The 16,141-nt window shown below is 64.8% G+C and carries 13 protein-coding genes; 9 read left to right on the top strand and 4 right to left on the bottom strand.

Annotation, left to right across the window (positions count from 1 at the left end):
• Positions 1 to 66: 66 nt before the first annotated feature.
• Positions 67 to 2,727, top strand: a complete 2,661-nt coding sequence (feoB, locus tag BLT96_RS06415) for a ferrous iron transporter B (protein WP_090862727.1) — start codon at positions 67 to 69, stop codon at positions 2,725 to 2,727.
• A 248-nt stretch (positions 2,728 to 2,975) separates the two neighbouring features.
• On the opposite strand, the gene BLT96_RS06410 is transcribed toward feoB, so the two are convergent.
• Positions 2,976 to 3,371 carry a Fur family transcriptional regulator gene (locus tag BLT96_RS06410; protein ID WP_090862724.1) on the bottom strand — a complete coding sequence of 132 codons (396 nt, stop codon included), beginning with the start codon at positions 3,369 to 3,371 and terminating at the stop codon, positions 2,976 to 2,978.
• Between the two features lie 286 nt (positions 3,372 to 3,657).
• Between BLT96_RS06410 and BLT96_RS06405 the strand changes: the two genes are divergently transcribed.
• The gene (locus BLT96_RS06405; RefSeq protein ID WP_090864254.1) at positions 3,658 to 4,383 is read left to right on the top strand and encodes a ZIP family metal transporter; all 726 of its coding nucleotides are present in this window, start codon (positions 3,658 to 3,660) and stop codon (positions 4,381 to 4,383) included.
• A gap of 90 nt (positions 4,384 to 4,473) precedes the next feature.
• On the opposite strand, the gene gpmA is transcribed toward BLT96_RS06405, so the two are convergent.
• From gpmA to BLT96_RS06390, 3 genes are all read right to left on the bottom strand, one after another.
• Positions 4,474 to 5,235, bottom strand: a complete 762-nt coding sequence (gene gpmA, locus BLT96_RS06400; RefSeq protein WP_090846883.1) for a 2,3-diphosphoglycerate-dependent phosphoglycerate mutase — start codon at positions 5,233 to 5,235, stop codon at positions 4,474 to 4,476.
• A gap of 215 nt (positions 5,236 to 5,450) precedes the next feature.
• Complete coding sequence (locus BLT96_RS06395) at positions 5,451 to 6,671, bottom strand: cation diffusion facilitator family transporter (protein WP_245719239.1); 1,221 nt, start codon at positions 6,669 to 6,671, stop codon at positions 5,451 to 5,453.
• A 138-nt stretch (positions 6,672 to 6,809) separates the two neighbouring features.
• Positions 6,810 to 7,352 carry a glutathione peroxidase gene (locus BLT96_RS06390; RefSeq protein ID WP_090862721.1) on the bottom strand — a complete coding sequence of 181 codons (543 nt, stop codon included), beginning with the start codon at positions 7,350 to 7,352 and terminating at the stop codon, positions 6,810 to 6,812.
• Between the two features lie 255 nt (positions 7,353 to 7,607).
• Here BLT96_RS06390 and BLT96_RS06385 point away from each other — a divergent pair, with 255 nt between their 5' ends.
• The 7 genes from BLT96_RS06385 to BLT96_RS06355 all read left to right on the top strand — a co-directional run bounded on the left by BLT96_RS06385 (position 7,608) and on the right by BLT96_RS06355 (position 16,098).
• Positions 7,608 to 7,814 (top strand): hypothetical protein, encoded by a 207-nt coding sequence (locus BLT96_RS06385; RefSeq protein WP_090862718.1) that lies wholly within the window; start codon positions 7,608 to 7,610, stop codon positions 7,812 to 7,814.
• Between the two features lie 271 nt (positions 7,815 to 8,085).
• Positions 8,086 to 9,423, top strand: coding sequence for a glutamine synthetase family protein (locus BLT96_RS06380; protein WP_090862715.1), 1,338 nt, complete (start codon positions 8,086 to 8,088; stop codon positions 9,421 to 9,423).
• A gap of 348 nt (positions 9,424 to 9,771) precedes the next feature.
• On the top strand, positions 9,772 to 11,988 hold the full coding sequence (locus BLT96_RS06375; RefSeq protein WP_245719238.1) for an ABC transporter substrate-binding protein/permease: 2,217 nt from the start codon (positions 9,772 to 9,774) through the stop codon (positions 11,986 to 11,988).
• A gap of 3 nt (positions 11,989 to 11,991) precedes the next feature.
• Entirely contained in the window at positions 11,992 to 12,855 is an 864-nt protein-coding gene (locus BLT96_RS06370; protein ID WP_272867345.1) for an amino acid ABC transporter ATP-binding protein, read from the top strand.
• 183 nt (positions 12,856 to 13,038) lie between these two features.
• On the top strand, positions 13,039 to 13,713 hold the full coding sequence (locus tag BLT96_RS06365) for a winged helix-turn-helix transcriptional regulator (RefSeq protein WP_090862712.1): 675 nt from the start codon (positions 13,039 to 13,041) through the stop codon (positions 13,711 to 13,713).
• 194 nt (positions 13,714 to 13,907) lie between these two features.
• The gene (locus tag BLT96_RS06360) at positions 13,908 to 15,389 is read left to right on the top strand and encodes a S1C family serine protease (protein ID WP_090862709.1); all 1,482 of its coding nucleotides are present in this window, start codon (positions 13,908 to 13,910) and stop codon (positions 15,387 to 15,389) included.
• Between the two features lie 199 nt (positions 15,390 to 15,588).
• Positions 15,589 to 16,098: an NUDIX domain-containing protein gene (locus BLT96_RS06355; RefSeq protein ID WP_090862706.1), complete on the top strand. Its 510-nt coding sequence runs from the start codon at positions 15,589 to 15,591 to the stop codon at positions 16,096 to 16,098.
• Positions 16,099 to 16,141: the final 43 nt, after the last annotated feature.

Raw genomic sequence — 16,141 nt, 5'->3', positions numbered from 1 at the left:
CGACGGGGCGGCGGGGCCGCAGAGGGAACCACGACGCATCCGCGCGAACGACGGCAGGGAAGGCACATGGCAGACACGACGTACATAGCGCTTGCAGGTAACCCCAACTGCGGCAAGACGACGCTCTTCAACGAGCTTACGGGGTCGAACGGCTACGTGGGCAACTGGCCCGGCGTCACGGTCGAGAAGAAGCAGGCCCCGTGGAAGAAGGAGCGAGACGTTGAGCTCGTGGACCTGCCGGGCATCTACTCGCTCTCCCCGTACTCGCCGGAGGAGGTCGTGTCACGCGACTTCCTCGTGAACGACAGGCCCGACGCCGTGGTCGACCTCATCGACGTCACGAACCTCGAGCGCAACCTCTACCTCACCACGCAGGTGCTGGAGGCCGGGCGTCCCGTGGTCGTGGGACTCAACATGTGCGACCTGCTTAAGGAGCGCGGCGACGTCATCGATGCGAAGAAGCTCTCCTCCATGCTCGGCGCGCCCGTCGTGGAGGTATCCGCGCTGCGAAACAGGAACCTGGACAAGCTCATGCGGCAGGCCGTTGACGCGGCCGGGGGCGGCGTTGCGACCAAGGGCGTCAGGTGCTTCTCGCCCGAGGTTGAGTCTGCCCTGCAGAAGGTGCAGGCCATCGTGGGCGACGCCGCGCCCGCGGAGCTCGCCCGCTGGTACGCGATCAAGGTGTTCGAGCGCGACGCGGAGGCCATCGAGCCCCTGGGCCTCTCGAGGGAGCAGCTCGACCAGGCGGAGGAGGTCATCGCCGCGGTCGAGAAGAGCCGTGACGACGATGCCGAGTCCATCGTCACGGGCGAGCGCTACGACTGGATCGCGACCGTGATGGATGCGTGCGTGAAGAAGGCCCCCAAGAGGCTCACCACCTCGCAGAGGATCGACCGCGTCGTGACGAACCGCGTGCTGGGCCTTCCCATCTTCACGGCAGTGATGATCGCCGTGTACTGGGTGGCGCTCGTGGCGGTGGGCACGCCCGCGACGGACTGGGTGAACGACAACCTGTTCTCGGACGGCTTCTTCGTGAACTCCGCCTCGCAGCAGAGGTACGACGCGGACACCGCCGCCTACGCGGACGGCCACTACGCGGACAAGATCGACGGCTTCTTGGCCGCGGCGGGCGAGAAGGGCGTGGACACCTCGGCCGTGAGCAAGGCCCTGGCCGCGGACAGCCTGAGCGCCGCGGACGAGCGAGCCATCAAGGCGTTCGAGTCGAAGGCGAAAGGCGTCGTTGCGCGTGACGTGCCGCAGCATGACGGCGACGGCAACCTCACGCACGACGGAGGCGAGGTCGTGACGAAGCTCGACTCCAAGGGCAACGCGGTCCTCTCGTCCGGGCAGAAGCTCGACGTGGTCAAGACCGTCACCCTGGCGGACTTCAAGAAGGCCGTCAACGCGCAGGAGCCTGACCCGCACGACTACGACGGCTTCGTGGACTCCGTGCCGACTGCCGTCTCCGGCTGGCTGCAGAACGCCGGCGCGTCCGACGCGGTCGTCTCGCTCGTGGTCGACGGCGTCATCGGCGGCGTCGGCTCCGTGCTCGGCTTCATCCCGCAGATCTTCGTGCTGTTCGTCCTGCTGTGCTTCCTGGAGGACTGCGGCTACATGAGCCGCGTCGCCTTCGTGATGGACCGCGTGTTCCGCCGCTTCGGCCTCTCCGGCAAGTCGTTCATCCCCATGATCGTCTCCTCCGGCTGCGGCGTCCCCGGCGTGCTTGCCACCAAGACGATCGAGAACGAGCGCGACCGCCGCATGACGGCCATGCTCACCACCATGATCCCGTGCTCCGCGAAGCTGCCGATCATCTCGCTCGTGATGGGCGTCCTCATCGGCGCGGACAACGGCGCGTGGTGGGTCGCTCCCATGTTCTACTTCCTCGGCATCGTCGCGATCGTCGTCTCCGCCGTCATGCTCAAGAAGACCAAGCCGTTCCAGGGCGAGCCCATGCCGTTCGTGATGGAGCTTCCCGACTACCACTTCCCCGGCATCCGCTCCTGGGCGCTGCACGTGTGGGAGCGCGTCGCCTCCTACGTCAGGAAGGCCGGCACCATCATCTTCGCGGCCGCGGTCGCCATCTGGTTCCTCTCCAACTTCGGCATCGCTGGCTGGAAGGGCGGCGACGGCTCCTTCGGCTTCCTGCAGGGCATGGCCGCAGCGCCTGACACCTACATGGACTACTCCATCCTCGCCGGCGTCGGCGGCGCCCTGAGCTTCATCTTCGCACCGCTCGGCTTCGGCAACTGGCAGGCGACGGCCTCCACGATCTCCGCGCTCATCGCGAAGGAGAACCTCGTCTCCACGTTCGGCGTCCTGTACGGCCTCAGCGGCGCCACGGAGAACTCCGTCTCCATGTGGCAGGGATTTGCCGACATGTTCACCGTTGCCGGCACGCTCCACGTGGGCGCCATGTGCGCGTTCGTCGCGTTCAACATGCTGTGCGCTCCGTGCTTCGCCGCCATGGGCACCATTCGCAGGCAGATGGACGACCCCAAGTGGTTCTGGTTCGCCATCGGCTACGAGTGCGGCTTCGGCTGGGTCGTGGGGCTCCTCATCAACCAGCTGTACGAGCTCTTCGCCTTCGGCAGCTTCGGGTTCTGGACCGTCGTGGCGTTCGCGCTGCTCGCGGCCATCCTCTTCCAACTCTTCCGTCCCATGCCAACGTGGGACGAGAAGGACGGCCACATCCTCCAGAGCCTCTCGGAGGAGCCGGTCGCATAGCAGGGTTCGACCCCCGCGGCCCGCAGGCGGTCTCGCCCCGACCCCCAACGGGGCGGGACCGCAGGGTCGCCCGGCAACGGACGCAGGCTCTTCTCACCATCGAAAGGGGTGATCACATGGATGTTGGTTCGATGGCCGCCGCCGTACTCCTCTCCGCGGCCGTGGCCGGATCCTGCGTCGAGGTGCGGCACGCGTGCAGGGGGAAGTAGCGATAGTGCGACCGAGGTCGTGCTTGCAGAGCCGGGTGGCTACCTCGCCGCCTGGCTCTTTTTCTGGCACGCGGGGCAGACGCCCGCAAACACCGTGCTCGTGCGGACGCCGGCGTAGCCCCACGCGCGCTCCATCTCGCGCCGCGCGTCCTCCACGTCCGGCGCCGGCACGTCCTTCACGCTGCCGCACTCCGTGCACACCAGGTGCGCGTGGTTGTCGCTCCTGCGGTCGAAGCGCTCGCCGCCGGAAACCTTCACAGAGACGATGTCGCCGGACTCCACCAGGACGTGGAGGTTGCGGTACACCGTGCCGCGGCTCACGTGCTCGTCCTTCTCGCGCACGCGAAGGTACGCCTCGTCGGCGGTGGGGTGGTCGTCCAGATCCCGCACGGCGTCGAGCACCAGCTGGCGCTGGCGCGTGTTGCGTCTCTCCATTGCTTCCTCCCGGCAGGGGCGTCCTCATCGTGCGGCGCTCGCCCCGTCAGGCGCCACGCACGTTCCTGCGCTGATTCTACCCCATATTATTAGGACCATATATTATTAACAATCACAGTCTCTCGAGCATCGAGGCCGTCGCAACATATAGACTGAGGTCCAACGCCATCGCGCCTGGTGCACGCCACCGGGCCAACGCCAGAGGAGGGACCCCTTGGACGCATCCGTCACACGCACGATCATAGGCCTCGCGATACCGCTTGCCGGCACCACGGCCGGCGCCGCCATGGTCTTCCTCATGCGCGGCCGCCTCAACCACACCGTCGACCGCGCGCTCACGGGCTTTGCCGCCGGCGTCATGGTCGCGGCCTCCGTCTGGAGCCTCATCGTGCCTGCGATAGAGGAGTCCTCCGGCATGGGACGTTTGGCCTGGGTTCCGGCGTTCGTGGGCTTCTGGCTGGGAATCCTCTTCCTCCTGCTGCTTGACAGCCTGCTGCCCCACCTCCACCTGGGCGAGAAGGACGACCGTCCGGAGGGCCTGAAGTCAAACCTCCAGCGCAAGACGCTCATGCTCCTGGCCGTGACCATCCACAACATCCCCGAGGGCATGGCCGTAGGCGTGGTGTACGCGGGCCTGCTTTCCGGTGGCACGGGCCTTACGGCGGCCGGTGCCCTCGCGCTCTCCGTCGGCATCGCGATCCAGAACTTCCCAGAGGGCGCGATCATATCCATGCCGCTCCACGCAGAGGGGTCAAGCCGTACGCGCGCGTTTCTCGGCGGATTCCTTTCCGGCGTGGTGGAGCCAGCCGGCGCCCTCCTCACCATCCTGGCGGCGCGCCAGCTGGTGCCGCTCATGCCGTACCTGCTGAGCTTTGCCGCCGGTGCCATGGTCTACGTGGTGGTTGAGGAGCTCATCCCCGAGATGAGCGAGGGCGAGCACTCCAACGTGGGCGTGCTTGCGTTCGCGCTCGGCTTCACGCTCATGATGGCGCTCGACGTGGGCCTGGGCTAGGTCCTCCGCGCGCGAGATCGAGGTCGCACAACAAAGGCCCCGCGTGCACCTGGGTGCGACGCGGGGCCTCCTCATGCCGTGCGAGCGTGGCTACTTCTTGGCCTTGCCCTGGTTGGCGACGGCGTTGATCTTCTTCTCGATCGTCTCGGGGTCGCCGATGTAGTGCTTGTCGATGATGTTCCAGTCCTTGTCGAAGGTGTAGGAGCAGGGGACGCCGGTGGGGATGTTGACCTTCAGGATCTCCTCCGGGGTAAGGTGCTCAAGCTGCATCACCAGGGCGCGCAGGCTGTTGCCGTGTGCGGCTATGAGCACGCGCTTGCCGGCCTCCATCTGCGGCTTGATTTCCTGCTCGAAGTACGGCCACGCGCGGGCGATCGTGTCCTTCAGGCACTCGGTGTAGGGGAGGTCCTCCTGCGGCACGTCGCGGAACTGGTCCTGGATGTGCGGGTCGCGGGGGTCGCCGGGCTTCAGCGCGGGCGGCTGGACGTCGAAGGAGCGACGCCAGATGAGGACCTGCTCCTCGCCGTGCTCGGCGGCGGCGTCGGCCTTGTTCAGGCCCTGCAGCGCGCCGTAGTGACGCTCGTTCAGGCGCCACGTCTTGTGGACGGGCAGCCACGCGCGGTCCATCTGGTCCAGAACGATGTTCAGGGTGTGGATGGCGCGCTTCAGGAGCGACGTGTAGCAGACGTCGAAGTCATAGCCCTGCTCCTTGAGGGCCTTGCCGCCCGCGGCGGCCTCCGCGCGGCCGGTGTCCGTCAGGTCGACGTCGGTCCAACCGGTGAAGAGGTTCTTCAGGTTCCACTCGGACTCACCGTGACGGATGATGACGAGCTTCATCGTGTCTTCTGCCATGCCAGTTCCTTTCCGTAGAAACGCCTGCATACCACACAAACAAACTGACTCTATTCTACGGCAGGTGCGTGCGCCGCATATGGAGGAACTTGCCCGTGCGCCCGCTTGCGCCAACTTGACGGCGAATCGTGGGCAATTCGCGCCGCTTCGCACCGCGCCGCAGCGCACCACCGCCCGCGCCGGCGGCGTGCGCCGGGCGAGAAGAGCGTGCCGCCCTAGTCCGCGGCGTCCACGTCCAGCGCGACGTTCACCTTGTAGTCGGGGTAGGCCGCCTGGACCTCGCTCACGATCTGGCGGTAGGTGGCCTGGCGGTCGGGGAGGGCGAAGTCCAGGATCACGTCGAAGTCGAGCAGGCGGTTCTTCTCGTCCACGTGGAAGCCGTGCATCTGGATCACGCCGTCGTGCGCCATGACCATGCGCGTGACCTTGGAGCGCATGCGCACGGCCACGTCGTCGGAGGTGTTGCGCGAGTAGATACCCACGGCGGCCAGGATGACCCTGCCGTTGGTGCCTGCGTACACGGCGTGCTGGATGCGGCGGGTCATCTCGTCGATGCGGTCCGCGCGCATGGTGTCGGCGACCTCCGTGTGGACGGAGCCGACGAGCTGTTCGGGGCCGTAGGAGTGAAGCACGAGGTCGTACGCGCCGTTTGCGTCCGGGTCCGCCGAGACGATGCGGCGCACCTCCTGCGCGAGCTCCGCGTCCGCGCGTTCGCCCAGGATCTGGCTCAGCGTCTCGCGCAGCATGTCTAGGCCGCTCTTCACGATCACGACGCTGATGGCGGCGCCCACCCACGCCTCGATGGCAAACCCGGTCGCGATGAACACGGCCGCGGCCGCGAGGGTCGAGGCGGAGAGCACCGCGTCGAACAGGGCGTCCGCGCCGGAGGCCACGAGGGAGTCCGACCCCACGCGCTCGCCCGTCGCCTTCACGTGGCGGCCCAACACGAGCTTCACGACGACGGCCGCGGCGATGATTACGAGCGACGTGGGCGTGTAGCTGGGCGTCTGCGGGGCCACGATGCCCTTGACGGACTCGATGAGCGAAGAGACGCCCGCGTACAGCACGATGATGGAGATGATGGTGGCCGAGAGGTACTCCACGCGGCCGTAGCCGAGCGGGTGTTTCTTGTCCGGCGCCTTGCCGGCGAGCTTCGTGCCCACGATGGTGATGACGGAGCTCATGGCGTCGGACAGGTTGTTCACGGCGTCCATCGTGACGGCGATGGAGTGGGTCAGCATGCCTACGACCGCCTTGAAGGCGGCGAGAAGGACGTTCGCCCCGATGCCGAGGACGCTCGTCCTCACGATGGTGGCCTCGCGGCCGCGGGTGCTGGGGTCTGCGCCCGGCGTCGCGGCCACGGTTGCCGCGTCCCTCTCGCCCATGGGCGCCTGCTGGCGTGCCTGCGTCTGCTTATCGTCGTCGCGTGTTGACATGATATCCGATCCCTCTTCCATGCTCTGGGTACCTGCGACAAAGGCGTGCCGGCAGGCGCGGTCTTCCGCATCCTGCCGGCACGTGCGTAAATGCATTGTGGCCCTTCCGGGGCGGCGCCGCAACGTGCGGCGGCCGGGCTACAGCTGCTGGGCCACGGCCTTCTCGACCTCGGCCATGTCGACGGTGGGCTCGAAGCGCGCCACGAGCTTGCCCTCGCGGTCAACCAGGAACTTAGTGAAGTTCCACATGATGTAGGCCTTGTCGCCGTACTTCTTGTTGTTTGCGTCTGCAAACTTCTTGAGGGCGAGCGCCTTCACCGTGCGCCCGAAGCCCTGGAACGGCTTCTCGGTCGCGAGGGCGACAAACAGCGGGTCGGCGGAGTCGCCGTTCACGTCGATCTTCTTGAACTGCGGGAACTCGGTGCCAAACTTCATGGTGCAGAAGCTGTGGATCTCTTCGTCGGAGTCGGGCGCCTGGCCGGCAAACTGGTTGCACGGGAAGTCGAGCACCTCGAAGCCCTGGTCGCGGTACTTCTTGTAGATGGCCTCCAGGTCATCGTACTGGGGCGTGAAGCCGCAGCCGGTGGCGGTGTTCACGATCAGGAGTACCTTGCCGGCATACTGCCTGAGGTCCGTGGTGCTGCCATCCCTGTTGGTGACGGTGTAGTCAAAGTAGCTCATGGCCTGTCCTTTCCACGTGGCGCGGAGGGGTCCGCGCCTTCCTGTCAAGTAATATAGTAGACAACATAATTGCGCACGATTAAAAATACACGCGAGAAACACGTTCCGTTCCGGCTTTGCCGCGTTCGGATGCAGGGCAATGCCATCGCTTTCGGTGCGTCCGTGGGCGTGGTGTGTAGACGCCGCCGTAAGGGGTACGAATGAAGTTAGCCATAGGTTACATTTATGATGTGCGATATGACATGGAGGTACATCATGCTTGACTTCATCATCGTGGCGGCCATTGCCGTCGCGTTTGCGCTTTGCGTCCGCAGCCTACGGAAGGGCTCCGGCGGATGCTCCGGGTGCGCCCAGGAGGGAACGTGCGCCGCCCATGCCACCGGCAAGGGGAAGTGCCCCGTTGCGCAGGACATGGTCGCGAAGGCAAACGAGGCACTTGGAGACTCATCAAGACGCGGGTAGGGCGTCCATCCCGTGCGGGGGGAGTGCCCGCGGAGCCAGACGCGCATCGCCTATTGCGCGACCCGCATATATATGTGTGGTGCTGGCGGCGCGCCCGCGGCCGATGTATTAGTATTCTAACGGCTTACGACACTCTCGACCGCTTGCGAGCGCAAGGCGGCGACTCGGCGGGCGCTGCCGCTTCGGAAACAGTCGCGTAACCTTGGTATGCCACAGTAAGACCGATATGTGCGCAGGTACACCGCCTTGCATCGCGATGGAAGGATCTGACATGGGTGATAGGAATGTCGACTTTGTCCTAAGGACGGTAGAGAAGCGCGACATCCGCTTCGTGCGTCTCTGGTTTACGGACGTCATGGGCAAGCTCAAGAGCTTCTCGATCTCCTCCGAGGACCTGGAGGAGGCGTTCGAGGAGGGCGTCGGCTTCGACGGCTCGTCCGTGGAGGGCTTCGTCTCGTCCGAGGAGTCGGACATGCTCGCCTTCCCAGACCCCACCACCTTCCAGATCCTGCCGTGGAGACCGGAGCAGAAGGGCGTCGCCCGCGTGTTCTGCGACATCAAGACCCCCTCCCGCAAGCCGTTCGAGGGTGACTCGCGCTACTGCCTCGAGCGCGTCTTCCGCGAGGCGGACGCTAAGGGCTACGTGCTGAACGTCGGTCCCCGCATCGAGTACTTCTACTTCGACAACGACCTCAACCCCATCCCGCAGGACAAGGGCGGCTACTTCGATCTCACGACGTCAGACGTCGCGACGGACCTCCGCCGCTCCACCACGCTCATGCTCGAGCGCATGTCGATTCCCGTCACGTACTCCTTCCACTCTTCGTCCCCGTCTCAGAACGCGGTCGAGCTGCGCTACACGGAGGCCAGGAGCTGCGCGGACAACATCATGACCGCGCGCGTGGTGATCAGGCAAGAGGCGTACCAGAACGGCCTGTTCGCGTCGTTCATGCCCAAGCCCATCAGCGGCTGCCTCGGGTCGGGCATGTTCCTGTACGAGTCCCTCTTCGACCACGAGGGCAACAACCTGTTCTGGGCTCCCAAGACCCAGAACGAGGCGCACCTGAGCGAGCTTGCGCAGCACTACATGGCCGGCGTCCTGAAGTACGCGCCTGAGACGTCCCTCGTCTCTAACCCAACGGTGAACTCCTACAAGCGGCTCGTCGAGAACGGCGAGGTCCCCATATACACCACGTGGGGACGCAAGAACCGCTCCACGCTCGTGCGCGTTCCCACGCACAAGCCCGGCAAGCACCAGGCCACCCGCATCGAGCTGCGCAACCCCGACCCCACGGCCAACCCGTACCTCACGATCGCCCTCACCCTTGCCGCCGGCATCCGCGGCATCGAGGAGGGGCTCACGCTCCCGCCGGAGGCGACGGTCGACCCCGCGACCCTCTCCGAGGCGGAGCGCGAGGCAAATGGTATCGAGCGCCTTCCGCGCAACCTCGGCGAGGCCATTGAGCTCTTCGAGTCGAGCTCGTTCGTGCGTGACGTGCTCGGCGAGCACATCACGGACTTCTATGCGCAGGAGAAGCGCAAGGAGTGGGACGAGTACTGCTCTACCGTGACCGATTGGGAGCGTGCGAAGTACTACGCTGGCGTCTAGCTTCGACTCGCTCCGGTAATATGGCATAAACGTGCCTGCAATATCAGTGCGAGACACTGTTTGCGCGCACAAAGCGACCGCTTGCGTAATGCGACGGTCGCTTTTGTACGTCTTGGGGCATTTCTTAGGTAGAGTGTTGCTCCTATCAGGCAGAAATTTGACAATTATATTTCCATATTCGAAATTACGATATATATAACTTTCATATTTGCAAATCAACTTTAATATTGGTAACAATCTCCATGTGGCCTCGACCGACGGGTCTGTGGGGTGGGTGCGTGCGTGCATCGCGACAGCGGCACGGGCCGCGCCCGAGGACTTCAGCGGAAGCTTGAAGGGGAGATAGGAATGAAGAAGAACAACTGCGTCCGATTGCGTAGGCTGCCGGTCATGCTGGTGGCATCCCTCGCGTTCGTGCTGGCGCTCGGTATCTCCGGATGCGGTACGACGACGAGTGACGGCTCCGCCAAGAAGGCGGAGTCCCAGAAGATGACCCTCGTCCACAAGGGCAAGCTCACGGTCGTCTCCGACCTCGCGAACCCGCCGTTCGACTACATGGAAGGCCAGACGAAGAAGGGCTTCGAGGTCGAGCTCATGCAGGAGCTCGCCAAGAAGATGGGGCTGGAGTGCGAGTACCTCAACCCCATGAAGTTCGACTCCATCATCCCCGCCATCAAGCAGGGCGGCAAGGCCGACGTGGGCGCCTCCAACTTCACCATCACGGAGGAGCGCCAGAAGGAGATCGACTTCACCAACGCGTACATCGACTCCAACCAGGGGCTCGTCACCGCAAGGGGCGCGGCCGACCAGATCGGTGCCAACACCAAGACGCTTGACAACGCAAGCTCCACCATCGCCGTCCAGGCGGGCACCACGGGTGAGTCCTGGGTGAAGGAGAACCTGCCCAACGCCACGGTCGTCGCGCTCGACGACCCGATCGCCGCACTCTCCGGCGTATCGACGGGCCTGTACAAGGCCGCCGTCGCCGACCTGCCCGTCATGCAGTACGAGTGCAAGGGCTCCTACACGGACCTTGCGGTCGCGAAGGAGATCCCCACCGGCGAGCAGTACGGCATCGTCGTGAGCAAGAAAAACCCCGCGCTCACGAAGGCCCTGAACAAGGCGCTGAAGCAATGCCGCAAGGATGGCACCCTCTCTAAGCTCGAGCTGAAGTGGTTCGGCGTCGACTACGAGGAGAAGAGCGCGAGCACCTCGACCGCGAGCGCGTCCTCGCTTTCCGGCGACGCCGGCTCCGTCGCCGTGAGCAAGGCGACCGCGCGCCCGAACGAGGACGGCGGTGACAAGGTCATCGGCGGCATCAACACCCGTCTCACCTGGGAGGCGACCACCAAGGTGAAGGACGGCGTCTCGTCCGTCACCCTGAAGCTCCCCAAGGGTGCGAGCTTCGACGGCTCCACGACGAAGGTCACCGTGCTTGAGGGCCTGAAGCGCGTCAGCATCGACGGATCCGCGAAGGCGAGCGGCAACGCCATCACCATCAAGTTCGAGACCCCGATCCCCACCGGCTCGCTCCTGCGCCTCGAGATCACGGACATGAAGTTCCCGAGCGAGGGCGGCAAGAGCAAGGTCACCGGCAGCTACACCACCGCGGCCGGCGTCAAGGGCACCCTGCCCGCATCACCGTCCATCAAGACCAGCGCGAACACCCCCGTCCAGCAGATCGTCATGTGGCTCGACGGCCAGGCATGGGTGAGCGCGTGGAACTCCGTTCCGTTCCTCAACATGTTCCTCAAGCCTCAGCTCCTCGTGACCTCGTTCGTCTCGCTGTTCGGTGGCTGGCTCCTCTGCCTGCTCATCGTGGTCGTGGCGTACCCGTTCGCCATCGTGCTCGGCCTGCTGTTCGCCATGATGAGGATCTCCAAGTTCAGGGTGCTCAGGGGCATCGCCTCGGTCTACATCAACATCCTGCGCGGCACGCCGCTCTTCCTGCAGATCTACATCATGTTCTTCGGCCTGCCCATGGTCGGCATCAACATCGACAACAACATACTGGGCGTCATCGTGATGGCCATTAACTCCTCCGCCTACCAGGCCGAGATCTACCGCGCCGGCATCCAGTCCATCCCGAGGGGCCAGTACGAGGCAGCCGCCTCCCTCGGCATGAACGGCGGGCAGACCATGTTCACGGTCATCCTGCCCCAGATGGTGCGCCGCGTCATGCCCACCGTCACGAGCGACTTCATCACCTCCTACAAGGACACGTCGCTCCTGTCCTCCGTCGGCGTCATGGAGCTCATGATGTTCTCGAAGAACCTCACCACCGTCTCCGGCAACATCACCCCGTACATGGCCGCGGCCATCTACTACCTCATCGTCACGCTGCCGCTCATCAAGGTCGTCGGCATCGTCGAGAAGCGTCTCGCCGACGCGGAGAACGGCGGAGGACCCAGGCCCGGCGGCAAAAGGGCCGCGACGTCCGCGGAGGGTGCCGAGGAGGGCGAGAAGAGCCTCTCGCCAGACGGCAAGCCGGCCTCTGGGCAGAGCTTCAGCGCGCTTGACGCGCTTACCGCCCCGTTCAGATCCCATGCAGGTCAGGAGGCATAGCCGATGTTTGGAAAGAACGGACACAAGATCGAAGCCGTCGAGGTGCCTCCCGCGATGGACGCAGGAGAGGCCGCGCGCGTGGCCTACGAGCGCGACAAGAGCCTGACGAGGCACCACTTCGAGGAGGGCGAGCACCCCATCGTCCGCATCGAGCACCTTAACAAGACGTTCACGGACACGCCGGTTTTGCGCGACGTGAACCTGGACGTGTGGAACGGCGAGATCGTCGTGGTACTGGGGCCGTCCGGCTCCGGCAAGTCCACGATGCTGCGCTGCATCAACCTGCTCGAGACGCCGACCGCCGGCCACATCCTCATCGAAGACAAGGAGATCACCGGTACCAAGAAGACCGACGTGAACATGCTGCGCCGCGACCTTGGTATGGTGTTCCAGGGCTTCAACCTCTTCCCGCACATGACCGCGCTCGAGAACGTTATGGTGGGTCAGGTGAAGGTCCTGAAGAAGCCCAAGGACGAGGCTCGCGCCGAGGCCATGAAGCAGCTGGAGGCCGTGGGCCTTGCGGACCGCGCGGACTACAAGCCGCCCCAGCTTTCCGGCGGCCAGCAGCAGCGCGTCGCCATCGCGCGCGCCGTCGCCATGCACCCGAAGGTCATCCTGTTCGATGAGCCGACCTCCGCGCTCGACCCGGAGCTGGTGCGCGACGTCCTGAACGTCATGAGGGACCTCGCGCTGCATAGCGGCATGACCATGATCGTCGTCACGCACGAGATGGGCTTCGCCCGCGACGTCGCGGACCGCGTCGTGTTCATGGAAGGTGGCGTCGTGGTGGAGCAGGGCCTGCCCGAGGAGGTGTTCGACCACCCGAAGACGCAGCGCACGAAGGAGTTCCTAGGCAACATCAGATAGGATATTGCGGATCTTTAGGCTCTCGTAGCTCCTGATGGGCGTTACGTACGGCAAGATGCAGTTTTTTGCTTCAGCGCGCGAGAGTTTACATCGCAACTTGTAATGTATGATAATGTAGGCCGAGAGCACCTTAGGGTGCCCTCGGTTTTTGCGTGGCGAGCATTGTGGGTTGGGGGGCCGCGGATGCACCATAAGAACATCCTGTTAGTCGCAAAGACCTCTCGGTACATCGAGCGTATGCGAGAGCTGAAACATGCCCTGGACGTGTCGATCCTACCGACGACGCCGGAGACCTTCTCGCAGGCGATTTCCTCTGGTCACGACTTTGACCTGGTGGTGCTCGACTCCAACGGGCTCGAGCAGGACACGATCAACGCAGTGGATTCGTACGTCTCTGACAACGGGTTCATCCCCACGCTCGTCATCCAGGACGAGTCGAAGCTCGGTTCGCTCCACCTTCCCGCGCAGGGCAGGAACGACTTCATCACCTCCACGGCAAGCGAGGCGGAGTTCGAGGTGCGCTGCGCGCTGCTGTTGTGGCCCGGCGAGGAGAGCGCCCCGGCGGACATCGTCACCGTGGACAACATGACCATCAACCTCGCGACGTATCAGGTCTACATCGACGAGAAGCCCGTCGACCTGACGCTCATGGAATACTCGCTCCTCTCGTTTCTGGCGACGCACCCCTCGCGCGCGTACTCGCGCGAGACGCTGCTGCACCGCGTGTGGGGCTTCGAGTACTGCGGCGGGACCCGCACGGTCGACGTGCACATCAGGCGCGTCCGCTCGAAGGTGGGCCCACAGGTGGCATCGCACATCGTGACGGTACGCGGTGTTGGCTGCCTGTTCAAAATCTAGGAACATCATAAATTTGCAGACCGAGTCCCCAGCGGCTCGGTTTTTTTGTTGCCTGGGTTTTCAGCTAACCAAAAGCGTTGTTCTGCTGACGTGTCAAGGGCGAGAAGAGCGTCTGCCCCGGCATGCGACGGGTACAGTGTGGGTGTACGCAAAGGACAGACGGGCGCGTGGCGCCCGACGGAAAAGGGGTCATCATGAGCGAGAACGACAACGGCCGTCCACCCGTCCCGGGCATGGACCAGACGGCCGCTCAGCCCACGGTCAGCACAAGTCCGGCTCAGCCTGGTGCGCAGGGTGCCCAGAGTGCCCAGGGCCAGACGGGCGCGAGCGGCACGGGGGCGCCGGATGCAGGCAAGGAGTCGGATGGCGGCAGGCGCCACGGCGGCCACACGCTCAGGAACGCGCTGGTGGGGCTGTGCGGTGGCGTCGTCGGTGCACTGCTCGTGACGCTTGCGCTGTTTGGCACGGGCAACCTGGGCGGTGCGAGCACGTCGTCTTCCGCCACCACCTCGCAGTCCACTGCCGGCAAGACCATCAAGATAGACAACACCGACGAGGCGACGACGGCACAGGCCGCCGCGGCGAAGTCGCTTCCGTCCGTCGTGGTGGTGAACGTCACGACGAACGAGGGCTCGGGCCTGGGCTCTGGCGTCGTGTACGACAAGAAGGGCGACATCATCACGAACTACCATGTGATCGACGGCGCCACCTCCATATCCGTCACCATCAACAACAAGAGCTACGACGCGAAGGTCGTGGGGTCTGACGCCTCGAGCGACATAGCGGTCATCAAGGCGAACATCGGCGACGACGAGGTGACGCCGATCGAAGTGGGCAACTCCGACAAGCTCGTGGTGGGCGACTGGGTCATGTCCGTGGGTAGCCCGTTTGGCCTGGACCAGTCTGTCTCGGCCGGCGTCGTGAGCTCGCTTGCGCGCAACCAGACGATGCAGTCGTCCTCCGGGGAGACCATCTACACGAACCTCATCCAGACGGACGCGGCCATCAACCCGGGCAACTCCGGTGGTGCCCTCGTGAACTCGAAGGGCCAGCTCGTTGGCATCTGCACGCTCTTCTCGTCTGACACGGAGTCCTTCGCGGGCATAGGCTTCGCGATTCCGGGCAACTATGCCACGAAGATCGCGGACACCATCATCGCGGGCAAGACGGTGACGCACGCCTACATCGGCCTGACGATGCAGACGGTGAACGCCCAGAACGCCACAGCGAACGGGCTTTCCGTGAACCAGGGCGCCTACGTGGCCGATGTCACGAGCGGCAGCCCCGCCGACAAGGCCGGCATCAAGAAGGGCGACATCATCGTGGCGGTGGACGGCGACGAGATCACGTCCGCGGACGGCATGATCCTTGCGGTGCGCTCGCACGACATCGGCGACACGGTCAAGGTGACGCTCATGCGCGGTGACTCCAAGAAGACCGTCGAGGTGACGCTGGGCGACGACGCTGAGCTCCAGAAGCAGCTGAAGGAGCAGAACCAGCTGAACTCGCAGAACACGCAGCAGAACAACGGCCTGGGCAACGGCTATGGCAACGGCAACGGGTCTGGCAACGGGACGTCCCAGGAGGACCTGATGCAGGAGATCTACGACTACCTCAACCAGAACCACGGCGGCTCGTACTCGGACGGCACGTCTGGGAGCTCGAACCAGAGCTAGGGCCCGTGGGGCCGCATGGTGCGGCTTCCGCGCGTGGGATACAATCCAAAGACAGGCTCTTCTCGCCCGCGCTGGCCTTACGGCTTGGCGCGGGCGAGCTCGCGTAGACGCCGTGCATGGCTGTGCAAACGGTGTCCCATGCGACGTATTTTTGTTTGAAGACCTATGTGCGCCAATCGGGCGCGGGAGGGATGTGCGCATGGAATACGCGAGCGACCCGGCGTTCTGCCACGTGTGCGGGACGAGGCTCGTGCTAAGGGAGCAGCCGGAGGACGGACCGGAGCCGTGGTGCCCTACCTGCGGCGCGTGGCGCTACCCCGGCTTCAGCGTGGGGTGCAGCATGATCGTGTACCATCCGGACGGCAAGCGCATCCTGACCATCGACCAGTACGGAAAGCACGGAATCCTGGTGGCAGGCTACGTCGCGCGCGGGGAGGACCTGGAGTCGACCGTGCGGCGCGAGGTGCTGGAGGAGACGGGGCTTGAGCTGGACTCCGTGGAGTTCAACGCGAGCAGGTTCTACGAGCCCTCGAACACGCTGATGGCGAACTTCGTGTGCCGCGCGACGGGAGCGGAGGCCCGCGCGAACCCCGGCGAGGTGGACCGCCTGAGGTGGGTACCCGTCGCGGACGTGCTGGGGCGCATGCCGGACGGCTCTCTTGCGCAATGGTTCGTGCGGCATCACCTGGAGTCCGTGGGCCTGGCATAGGGGCGGCGCGCACGGGCGCGTGCCGCTTTTGCGGCTTTCCGCC

The organism is Parafannyhessea umbonata, from assembly GCF_900105025.1.
GTDB classification, from domain to species: domain Bacteria; phylum Actinomycetota; class Coriobacteriia; order Coriobacteriales; family Atopobiaceae; genus Parafannyhessea; species Parafannyhessea umbonata.
This window is presented reverse-complemented; position numbering and strand designations above follow the sequence as displayed.

What these genes read in the sequence shown, in the direction of transcription:
- BLT96_RS06360 (WP_090862709.1), top strand. Translation starts at nt 13,908, where the DNA reads ATGAGCGAGAACGACAACGGCCGTCCACCCGTCCCGGGCATGGACCAG.
- BLT96_RS06395 (WP_245719239.1), bottom strand. Translation starts at nt 6,671, where the DNA reads ATGTCAACACGCGACGACGATAAGCAGACGCAGGCACGCCAGCAGGCG.
- BLT96_RS06405 (WP_090864254.1), top strand. Translation starts at nt 3,658, where the DNA reads ATGGTCTTCCTCATGCGCGGCCGCCTCAACCACACCGTCGACCGCGCG.
- BLT96_RS06385 (WP_090862718.1), top strand. Translation starts at nt 7,608, where the DNA reads ATGCTTGACTTCATCATCGTGGCGGCCATTGCCGTCGCGTTTGCGCTT.
- BLT96_RS06410 (WP_090862724.1), bottom strand. Translation starts at nt 3,371, where the DNA reads ATGGAGAGACGCAACACGCGCCAGCGCCAGCTGGTGCTCGACGCCGTG.
- feoB (WP_090862727.1), top strand. Translation starts at nt 67, where the DNA reads ATGGCAGACACGACGTACATAGCGCTTGCAGGTAACCCCAACTGCGGC.
- gpmA (WP_090846883.1), bottom strand. Translation starts at nt 5,235, where the DNA reads ATGGCAGAAGACACGATGAAGCTCGTCATCATCCGTCACGGTGAGTCC.
- BLT96_RS06375 (WP_245719238.1), top strand. Translation starts at nt 9,772, where the DNA reads ATGAAGAAGAACAACTGCGTCCGATTGCGTAGGCTGCCGGTCATGCTG.
- BLT96_RS06380 (WP_090862715.1), top strand. Translation starts at nt 8,086, where the DNA reads ATGGGTGATAGGAATGTCGACTTTGTCCTAAGGACGGTAGAGAAGCGC.
- BLT96_RS06355 (WP_090862706.1), top strand. Translation starts at nt 15,589, where the DNA reads ATGGAATACGCGAGCGACCCGGCGTTCTGCCACGTGTGCGGGACGAGG.
- BLT96_RS06390 (WP_090862721.1), bottom strand. Translation starts at nt 7,352, where the DNA reads ATGAGCTACTTTGACTACACCGTCACCAACAGGGATGGCAGCACCACG.
- BLT96_RS06365 (WP_090862712.1), top strand. Translation starts at nt 13,039, where the DNA reads ATGCACCATAAGAACATCCTGTTAGTCGCAAAGACCTCTCGGTACATC.
- BLT96_RS06370 (WP_272867345.1), top strand. Translation starts at nt 11,992, where the DNA reads ATGTTTGGAAAGAACGGACACAAGATCGAAGCCGTCGAGGTGCCTCCC.